The organism is Centipeda periodontii DSM 2778 (genome assembly GCF_000213975.1).
Taxonomy (GTDB): domain Bacteria; phylum Bacillota; class Negativicutes; order Selenomonadales; family Selenomonadaceae; genus Centipeda; species Centipeda periodontii.
In genome coordinates this window covers 440,328-449,566 of the sequence record NZ_GL892076.1, presented here as the reverse complement: position 1 = coordinate 449,566, position 9,239 = coordinate 440,328, and the positions used below count along the sequence as shown (strand labels likewise).

Annotated in this window: 7 protein-coding genes and 1 riboswitch; of the genes, 5 read left to right on the top strand and 2 right to left on the bottom strand. The window is 59.9% G+C overall.

The window, feature by feature from the left end; genetic code table 11:
• Positions 1–187: 187 nt before the first annotated feature.
• Positions 188–384: riboswitch (cobalamin riboswitch) on the top strand.
• Positions 385–552: 168 nt separating this feature from the next.
• From HMPREF9081_RS01960 to HMPREF9081_RS01945, 4 genes are all read left to right on the top strand, one after another.
• A complete protein-coding gene (locus HMPREF9081_RS01960; protein ID WP_006305240.1) occupies positions 553–1,530 on the top strand; it encodes an ABC transporter substrate-binding protein in 978 nt (325 codons plus the stop codon).
• Positions 1,531–1,591: 61 nt separating this feature from the next.
• Complete coding sequence (locus HMPREF9081_RS01955) at positions 1,592–3,535, top strand: TonB-dependent receptor plug domain-containing protein (RefSeq protein ID WP_006305239.1); 1,944 nt, start codon at positions 1,592–1,594, stop codon at positions 3,533–3,535.
• 196 nt (positions 3,536–3,731) lie between these two features.
• Positions 3,732–4,586 (top strand): aldo/keto reductase, encoded by an 855-nt coding sequence (locus HMPREF9081_RS01950; protein ID WP_006305238.1) that lies wholly within the window; start codon positions 3,732–3,734, stop codon positions 4,584–4,586.
• Positions 4,587–4,619: 33 nt separating this feature from the next.
• Positions 4,620–5,582 carry a D-2-hydroxyacid dehydrogenase gene (locus HMPREF9081_RS01945; protein WP_040394261.1) on the top strand — a complete coding sequence of 321 codons (963 nt, stop codon included), beginning with the start codon at positions 4,620–4,622 and terminating at the stop codon, positions 5,580–5,582.
• A 136-nt stretch (positions 5,583–5,718) separates the two neighbouring features.
• On the opposite strand, the gene HMPREF9081_RS01940 is transcribed toward HMPREF9081_RS01945, so the two are convergent.
• On the bottom strand, positions 5,719–6,171 hold the full coding sequence (locus HMPREF9081_RS01940; RefSeq protein ID WP_006305236.1) for a DUF3601 domain-containing protein: 453 nt from the start codon (positions 6,169–6,171) through the stop codon (positions 5,719–5,721).
• 88 nt (positions 6,172–6,259) lie between these two features.
• The gene (locus tag HMPREF9081_RS01935; RefSeq protein ID WP_006305235.1) at positions 6,260–7,807 is read right to left on the bottom strand and encodes an SLC13 family permease; all 1,548 of its coding nucleotides are present in this window, start codon (positions 7,805–7,807) and stop codon (positions 6,260–6,262) included.
• A 168-nt stretch (positions 7,808–7,975) separates the two neighbouring features.
• Between HMPREF9081_RS01935 and HMPREF9081_RS01930 the strand changes: the two genes are divergently transcribed.
• Positions 7,976–9,160, top strand: coding sequence for an iron-containing alcohol dehydrogenase (locus HMPREF9081_RS01930; protein WP_040394258.1), 1,185 nt, complete (start codon positions 7,976–7,978; stop codon positions 9,158–9,160).
• Positions 9,161–9,239 lie beyond the last annotated feature (79 nt).

Genomic DNA, 9,239 nt, shown 5'->3' with positions numbered 1-9,239 from the left:
CATCCCATCAATGAAAGATTACTGCAAAGAAAAGCAAAAATCAAATGTCCGCCTTCAAATGCTTGCACAAATTCGGCGGACGCGCCTTATATCCCCAGCCCTAAAGGGCGGGGCTTTACGGCGCATTGGGTAAAAGCCCTTGACAGATTGCATTGCTTTTAATTATACTACAATTCAGATTTGCTCAAACTTCATAAGCAGATTCGGTGCCCCTCGGGGCGTAACAGGGAAATCGGGGAGCGCAGCGCAGGGCTGCGACTTCATAAGCCGATGCGGTCCCGCCGCTGTAATGCTGAGAATGCTCCAATACGTCACTGGGCAACCGGGAAGGCGGAGCAGACGAGGAAGCAGAGCCAGAAGACCTACCGAATCTCGTGCGCCGGAGTGCTGCACCCCATGGGGGACGCAGCCTTTCTCTGCATCCTGCGATGGACAGGTCGGCAGGCTTTTTTCGTGTGAGAAAGCCCCGTCTGCCGTGGACGGGGCTTTTGCATGGTGCGGCGCAGATGGAGCCGGAGACGAAGAGGGACGCGGATAGAGAGGGGGAGGCACATGCGTTTTGTTGAGGGGATGCTTGCTCTTGTCCTCATTCTCTCGGTGCTTGGCTGCGGTTCTGTGCCTGCTGAACGGGCGGGCGGTTATCAGGTAACGGACGCACAGGGGCAGGTGGTCACGTTCGAGGAGAAGCCTGTACGTGTGCTGAACTTTGCCCTGTGGCTGGACAGCATTGTGCTGGGGATGCTGCCGCCGGAGCACCTCGTTGGGATCGACTATCTCGCGGACGATCCGAACAGCTCGAACATCGTAGGGATCGCGGAGACGATTCCCGTGAAGCTGAACCATCCCTCGGCGGAGCAGGTCATGGCGCTGCGCCCCGATGTCATCTTTCTCGATGCGGGCAGGGATGCCGCTGTCTGCGACACGCTGCGCGATATGGGGATCAAGGTCGTTGCGTGCAAAAAGCCGCACTCCGCAGAGGAACTGCATGATGCTGTCCGCCTTGTCGCTGCCGCGCTCGGTGAGGAGGAAAAGGGAGCGGCGCTCCTCGCCGCGTTCGATGCGGAGCGCAGCGCACTTGCGGAACGCGTTGCGGCGATTCCGCCCGATGCGCGCAAGACGGTGCTCGTCATCTCCATGTCACCGACGTTCGGGAGCAAGGGAGGTCTCTTCGATCATCTCTGCACGATGGCGGGGGTCACAAACGGAGCAGCCGTGATCGGTCTTGAGGCAGGTCAGCCGCTGACGAAGGAGCACATCCTCGCAGTGGATCCCGACATCCTGATCGTGCCCGTCTGGACGGCACATGGCCGCTACGACATCGACAAGTTCAACCGTGAGTATCTGGATGATCCCGCACTCCAAACGGTGAAGGCGATTCGTGAGCAGCGGATCGTGCGGCCGCACGAGGGCTATATCTACAACTCCTCGCAGGATATGGTGTTCGGTGCGCAGGATCTCGCACACCTCGCCTATGGGGATGCAATCGAGCAGCCCGTGGAGCGACATCTGTCCGTCGCAGCGGGAACATGACAGCCTCCCCCGTCGGTACGGGGAAAGGGGCGCTTCGAACATCTATCTTCAAGGAGGGCATATGAGAAAGAAACAATGGATGGCAGGACTCTCGTGCGTGCTTTGCGCGTTCCCGTTTGCGGCACAGGCAGATGAGCCGCAGAGCTATGAGACCCCTACGGTGAATGTGACGGCGCAGGGCTATGAGAAGGCAACGCTTGACACCCCTGCGGATGCGACGGTCTATACCGCCGATGAGCTGAAGAAGACGGGGGCGCATGATGTGATCTCCGCGCTGAAATTCAAGAACGGCGTGTATTTCACGAACATGGGGCCCGATGGACAGACGTGGATCACGGGCAATGCGGGAACGAATCTGCGCGGCATCGAGAATGGGACGCTCGTGCTGATCGACGGTGTGCCCGCCTCGTTCAACAACGTGAGCCATCTCGACATGATGAGCCTCGACGCCGTGGATCGGGTGGAGATCGTGAAGGGCGGCGGCTCCGTGCTCTACGGCTCGGAGGCGTTCGGCGGCGTCGTCAACGTCATCACGAAGGCGTCGTATAAAAACACCGTGCACGTGGCGGCGGGCGACCGCGGGCAGCGCGACTACGGCGCGACCATTGACCTCGGCAAGGTCGGCATCGCCGTGAGCCGTTCGTACTACGGCAAGACGGGGAATCTGACGGATGCCGTGAATACGACGAAGATCAACGGCGTGAGTACACCCTATGCGGTTGCCTTTGGTAAGAGCCGCAAGGATCATGTCAATCTGACGTACAAGATCAATGACGAAATGCGTCTTTCCTATATGTATAGCGGAAAGAATCACTCCATTCTCTATAACGATCGGGCGGGAGAACTTCTCCATTATTTCAGGTACGATGACGACGAGCATTTTGCGAACTTTGCCTATAGCGACAAGAAGGGCTGGTCGGGCAGTGCCTACTACAATTTTCGCGCGATCGAAAACCCCGATTATTTCACCGCGAGCCCCGATGTTGTGGAGTGGGAGAAGAGTCACCACCGACACTACGGCACGGAGGTGAAGAAGGTCTGGAAGGACGATGTGAGCACGACGCTTGTCGGCATCTCGGTGAAGCGGCAGACCTACGTCAATCAGAATCGAAAATATGCGCGTTTCAGCGACAGTAGCAGTCCGCTCAAACCCTATGCGAAATTCGGTCCCTATGGCATGAACGAGTACTCGATCGTCGCCTCCTATGACCGCGACCTCAGCCCTGTCACGGCGGCAATCGTCAGCATGCGGCAGGACTGGGTGAAGTCCTCGGCGGGCGACTACAACGCATTTCTCCCGCAGCTGCAGGTGACGACGCGGCTCAGCCGTGACAGTGCCCTCTATGCGAGCGTCGGCAAATTCTTCCGCATGCCGCATTTCCGCAACCTCTACTATGCGAGCTCCGTCATGGTGCCGAATCCGGATCTGAAACCGGAATCCGGCTGGAACTACGAGGCGGGCTACAAATACGACGGCAAGGGGCGCCGCTTCACCGCGACGGTATTCCATACGGATGTGCGCGATCAGATTGTCGGCGTGAAGAATGGCAGCATCACCTACCAGACGAATGCCGCTTCCTACCGCAATACGGGCGTCGAGGTCTCCTATGCGCAGGATGTGGACGCGCATTTCGGCTTTGCCAGCGGCGTGACCTACGGCAATCCTGAGCGCAAGTACAAGGCGGGGCAGGATTGGGTGCGCGCACTCGGCCGCTATCAGCTGACTGCGGGGATGACCTACGAGAACCGCGACCTCTCGGCGGCGCTCAGTCTCAGCTACTGGGGCGATCGCGGCTACAACAGTACGCGCAGTGAACGCGTCTCCTTCACGCCCATCTCAGGGAATCTCCTTGCCTCGAACCTCCACGTCGCCTATCGCTTTACCCCCGATCTCACGGGGACGTTCGATGTGGACAATATTTTCAACCACCGCGACAATACAAACAACGGCACGTATCACACCGTCGGCCGCTCCTTCCTCGTCGGCGTAAACTACGTGTTCTGATCGATTCCCTGTCAAACACCCCGACGGCGTGTGCTGTCGGGGTGTTCGTTAAGAAATCGCTGATAAATGGAAGAAAATCATGCAGAGGCGTTCATTATGCCCTGCATTCGTGGTAAAATTGTAAGCAGCAGAATTGGGGAAGGGACACATTGCCTGACAGGTATGTGCTCCTTCTGTGTGAAAGGCGTATGAAGCGATGAAACATATGGTAAAGCTGTCCAACGGGGCGTGTGTGCCCGCGCTCGGGCAGGGAACGTGGTACCTCGGGGACGCGGTTGCGACCTATGATCGCGAGGTGGAGGCGCTGCGGGCAGGGATCGAGGCGGGGATGACCCTTCTTGACACGGCAGAGAACTATGGCGACGGGCGCTCCGAGCGGCTCGTGGGCGAGGCGATCCGCCCGTATGACCGCAGCAGCCTCTTCCTCGTGTCGAAGGTCATGCCGTCGAACGCATACGGCACGCGGCTCATGCAGTCGCTCGACCGCAGCCTCTCTCATCTCGGGACGGACTACCTCGACCTCTATCTCTATCATTGGCGCGGGGAACGGCCGCTTGCGGAGATGGTCACGGCGATGGAGGAGGCACGTGCCGCAGGCAAGATCCGCGCGTGGGGAGTGTCGAACCTCGACACGGCGGACATGGAGGAGCTGTGGGCGGTGGATGGCGGCAGGAACTGCGCGGTGAATCAGGTGCTCTACCACATGGGCTCGCGCGGGATCGACTACAGCCTTCTGCCGTGGATGCGGGAGCACCATGTCGCTCTGATGGCATACTGCCCGCTCGCGCAGGTGGGGCGGCTCGGCTGCGACCTCCTCGGGAGCGGCGTCCTCGCGGAGATTGCGGCGAAGTACGGCGCGACTCCGGTGCAGATCGCACTTGCATGGGCAATCCGCGACGGCAACACAATCGCCATTCCGCGCACGGGCCGCAAGGAGCATGCCGTCAGCAACGCGGGCGCGGATGCGTTTGATCTCACGGCGGAGGACTGTGCGGCGATTGACGGGGCGTTCCCGCCGCCGACGCACAAGGAGCCGCTGCATATTGAGTAGGTGTTTGCGTAACGCATGACAGGAGGAGATCAAATGAAGATTGTCGTACTCGACGGGTATGCCGAAAATCCGGGAGACATCAGCTGGGAACCGCTCGCCGCGCTTGGCGAGCTGACGGTGCATGACCGTACGTCGCTCACGGAGTCGCCGCTGATCGCCCGCCGCATCGGCGACGCGGAGATCGCCGTGACGAACAAGACGCCGATCACGCGCGCCGTCATGGACGCCTGCCCGAACCTCAGGGCGATTGCCGTCCTAGCGACGGGCTACAACATTGTGGATACGGCGTATGCGCGCAAAAAGAACATTCCTGTTATGAATGTGCCCGTCTACGGTACGGACAACGTCGCGCAGTATGCCATTGCACTCCTCCTTGAGGCGTGCTCCCACATCGGGCATCACGACCGCTCGGTACACGCGGGCGAGTGGACGAACAGCGTCGACTTCTGCTATTGGCAGCGTCCCTTGATCGAGGTCAGCGGCAAGACGGCGGGCATCATCGGCTTCGGGCGCATCGGCATGGCGGTCGCCCGCATCCTCTCCGCTATGAACGTCCGCGTGCTTGCCTACAGCAGGACGGAGCGTGCCGAGGGACGGGCACTTGCGGACTATGTGCCGCTCGACACGCTTTTCAGGGAGGCGGACTTCATCTTCCTGCACTGCCCACTTTTCCCCGCGACGGAGGGCATCATCAACGCGGCGAACATCGCGAAGATGAAGGACGGCGTCATCCTCATCAACAACAGCCGCGGGCAGCTCGTTGTGGAGGCGGATCTCGCCGCAGCGCTCGCGCGCGGCAAGGTCGCATGTGCGGCGCTCGATGTGGTATCCACCGAGCCGATCAAGGCGGACAACGTCCTCCTCACGGCGCCGAACTGCATCATCACGCCGCACATCTCGTGGGCGACGAAGGAGGCGCGCGTGCGTATCATGCAGATGACGGCGGACAACGTGCGCGCGTTTATGGCGGGAACGCCGACGAATGTCGTGAACTGAGACGCGTCACCACAGGAGAAAGGGGCTGTGTTCCGGAGCCGGGACTTCGGAGCGCAGCCCCTTGTTGACACAGACAGGGCGAAGAGATGGTGAAAGCCTGAATTTATCAGGGTTCCCCAAATGAAAAGCCTGCCCGTCACAAACGGGGAAGGATCACCTCGAAATATTCCTCCGCAGCCACGCAGATATCCCACTGCGCTTCCGAACGCAATTGGAGGCAGATGCAGCTGATTTCCCTGCCGTCATAGGAAATGAACAGGGTGTAGCCGTCGTCATACGGCAGGAAATACGTGCACGCGAAGAAAAATTCTTCACCTGCCGCATAACAGTTCCCATTATAGTCCGTGAACGCCCGCCGTATGCGGACACGGTCGCCCGCCTGCATAGGACCGAATGAGAACGATTGATTGACGGCAGAGGGCACCGTACGGTAAAAATCATACGGGGTCAGCGTCCGTCGCAGCGCGGCGATCCGTTCCTCTTTGCGTCTGCGTTTTCTGTTCTCCCTCCATGTCATCCCGTATGCGCACAATCCAAAGAGCGCCGCAAGCACACCTGCCGCCGCGAGAAAGTAGAGAAACGGAGTCATGCGATTCCCCTTTCCGCCTGTTATGACATATTCCGATCAAAAAGAGCCGCTCTATGCGGCTCTTTTTGATGCAGAAACGGAAGTATTGTTATCCCACAATCCAGACGACGAAGTAGATCGCGAGCGGGATCGTCACGCAGAAGATGCCGATGAAGTCGATGTAGACACCGGTCTTGATCATCTTTGTGATCGGGATGTAGCCGGATGCGTAGACGATGGCGTTCGGCGGCGTCGACACCGGCAGCATGAAGCCGAGCGAGGACGACAGGGCGATACCGACGGCGACGTGCACGGGGCTGAAGCCCGCCGCGATCGCAGCCGTGATGCCGAGAGGACCGATCATGTTCGTTGCAGCCGTGTGACTCGTCAGCTCGGAGAGCAGCAGAGACATCACGCAGAAGATCGCGACGAGGGCGAACTCGGACGGATCACCGCCGAGCATACCGACGATCTTGTCGCCGACCCACTGCGAGAGCCCGGTCTTATACATCATACCGCCCATTGCAAGACCGCCGCCGAAGAGGATGAGCGTGCCCCACTCAACGCCCTGCACCGCTGCCTTCCACTCGAGCGTGAACTGGCGCTCCTTGAAATTGATCGGCATGAGGAAGAGGAGCAGCGCACCCACCATTGCTGCGACCGCCTCGGGGAAGAGGTGGTTATACATCTTGAGGATCGGCGCGGTGCTGCCGAGCGTCATGGAGAGAATGCCCGGGAAGACCCAGAGGAAGACCGCGACGAGGAAGCAGACGAGCGTGTTCTTCTGCGCGCGTGTCCAGCCGCCGAGCTCCGCGACGCGGGCGCGGATGAACTCCTCGGCACCGTCGATGCGCTCCACATCGGGCGGGAACATACGGATGAGGATAAAGTAGGTGATGACGAAGTAGACGACCATCGCGATAAAGCCCCATGTCATCCACTGGAAGAACGAGATGTGGATGTTCGCCATCTGGTCGAGGAAGCCGAGCATGATGATGTTCGGCGGGGTGCCGATCGGGGTGAGAACACCGCCGATGGAACACGAATACGCGGTCATGAGCATCAGACCCGTCGCGTATTTATAGTCGTGCAGGTCGATCTCCTTGCCGTTGGCTGCCATCATCTCCTTGATGGCGCCGAGGAGTCCGAGTGCGATCGGGAACATCATCGCGGCGGTTGCCGTGTTGCTGACCCAGCCGGAGCAGAGCGCTGCGGCAAGACCGATCGCGAGGAAGATGCGGCGTGGATTCGAGCCGACCCACTTGCGCGCGAGCAGCCAGTAGGCGAACCGTTTGTCCAGCCCGTGTTCCATCATCGCCTTCGCGAGGATGAAGCCGCCCATGAAGAGGAAGATCATCGGGTTTGCAAAGGCGGCGTACGCGTCCTTTGCCGTGACGACACCGGTGACGACGGCGAGCGTCGGACCGATCAGGGAGGTAACAGGGATGGGCACCGGTTCGGTAATCCACCAGAGAGCGACGAGAACCATGATGGCGAGCAGTTTGTGTGACTCCACGGTCAGTCCGTCGATGGGCGTCAGGAACACCAACAGGGCAAGGATTGGTGCGCCGAACAGCCCGACAAGACGCCGTGTCCGATCAAACTTTTGTTCTGCCTCATGAATTCTTTGGGCTTCTTTGCTTTGATCAGCACTCATTTTTCAGCCTCCTTATACATAACCGTAATAATTTCTTTGCCCGATTATTATTATACGAAATTTTCAACCCTTTTGGCAACTGTTTTCTTCGGAATAGATTAACTTTTTTTTCTGCAATTTCTGCTATAATAAATGTGCTTACAGGTACGAATACAGAGGAGGATTTTCATGCAAAGCTTCACCTATCACTGCCCCACGGAGATCATCTTCGGGCGGGGTGCAGAGAATGCGGTCGCCGAGAAACTGCGCGCGTTCGGTACGAGTCGCGTGCTCATCCTCTACGGAGGCGGCAGTGCGGAGCGCTCGGGGCTGCTCTCGCGCATCGAGAAAAATCTCACGTCGGCGGGGCTGGCGTTCCTCGTCATGGGCGGCGTGCGCCCGAATCCGCGCGTCTCGTTCGTGCGTGAGGCGATCCGCGAGGGACTCGCGGCAGATGTCAACTTCATCCTCGCGGTCGGCGGCGGCAGCGTCATCGACTCGGCAAAGGCGGTCGCGCACGGCATTGCGAACCCGACCACGGACATTTGGGATATCTGGACGCGCAAGACAGAGATCACGAAGACGATGCCGTTCGGCTCCGTCCTCACGATCCCCGCAGCGGGCAGCGAGACGAGCGACTCGGCGGTGCTCACGAACGAGGATACGGGGCGCAAGGTCGGGCTGAACACGCCGCTGAACCGTCCCGTCTTTGCCTTTATGAACCCCGAGCTCGCGTTCAGCCTGCCGCGTGAGCAGATTGCAGCGGGCGCGTCGGATATCATGATGCACACGATGGAGCGCTACTTTACGAGCGTCAAGGAGTCGAACCTCTTCACCGACCGCGTCGCCGAGCAGCTGCTGCTCACGGTCATGGAGTCCGTACGCCGCCTCCTCGTCAGCCGCAAGGACTACGACGCGATGAGCGAGCTCATGTGGTGCGGCAGCGTATCGCACAGCGGCTTTACGGAGCTCGGGCGCATGAAGGACTTCTCTGTGCACAAGCTCGGACACGAGCTCTCTGCGCGGTACGACGCGACGCATGCAATGACGCTCACGGCGCTCTGGGGCTCGTGGGCACGCCGCGTCTATCCGGACGATCCGGCGCGCTTTGCGCACTTCGCCGCGGCGATCTTCGGTGTCGACGCGGGTACGGATGAGGAACGCGCGCGCGCGGGCATCCGCAGGATGGAGGCGTTCTTCACCGAGATCAACATGCCGACAAGCCTCGCGGGGCTTGGTGTTGGCACGCTCACGAAGGGGACGATCGAGGAGATCGCGAGCGCCGCAACGGCAAACGACACCATTCGTCTCGGCAACTTCCACCCGCTTACGCGCGCGGATGTGATTGCCATCTACGAGGCGGCAAATCACTGAATCCATGAGAAATGGGCTGCTGCACGAGCGCCCCTATCGGCTCGCTGCGCTCGCCACTTCCCCCGCTCTGGCGGGGGAA

What these genes read in the sequence shown, in the direction of transcription:
- HMPREF9081_RS01960 (WP_006305240.1), top strand. Translation starts at nt 553, where the DNA reads ATGCGTTTTGTTGAGGGGATGCTTGCTCTTGTCCTCATTCTCTCGGTG.
- HMPREF9081_RS01955 (WP_006305239.1), top strand. Translation starts at nt 1,592, where the DNA reads ATGAGAAAGAAACAATGGATGGCAGGACTCTCGTGCGTGCTTTGCGCG.
- HMPREF9081_RS01950 (WP_006305238.1), top strand. Translation starts at nt 3,732, where the DNA reads ATGAAACATATGGTAAAGCTGTCCAACGGGGCGTGTGTGCCCGCGCTC.
- HMPREF9081_RS01945 (WP_040394261.1), top strand. Translation starts at nt 4,620, where the DNA reads ATGAAGATTGTCGTACTCGACGGGTATGCCGAAAATCCGGGAGACATC.
- HMPREF9081_RS01940 (WP_006305236.1), bottom strand. Translation starts at nt 6,171, where the DNA reads ATGACTCCGTTTCTCTACTTTCTCGCGGCGGCAGGTGTGCTTGCGGCG.
- HMPREF9081_RS01935 (WP_006305235.1), bottom strand. Translation starts at nt 7,807, where the DNA reads ATGAGTGCTGATCAAAGCAAAGAAGCCCAAAGAATTCATGAGGCAGAA.
- HMPREF9081_RS01930 (WP_040394258.1), top strand. Translation starts at nt 7,976, where the DNA reads ATGCAAAGCTTCACCTATCACTGCCCCACGGAGATCATCTTCGGGCGG.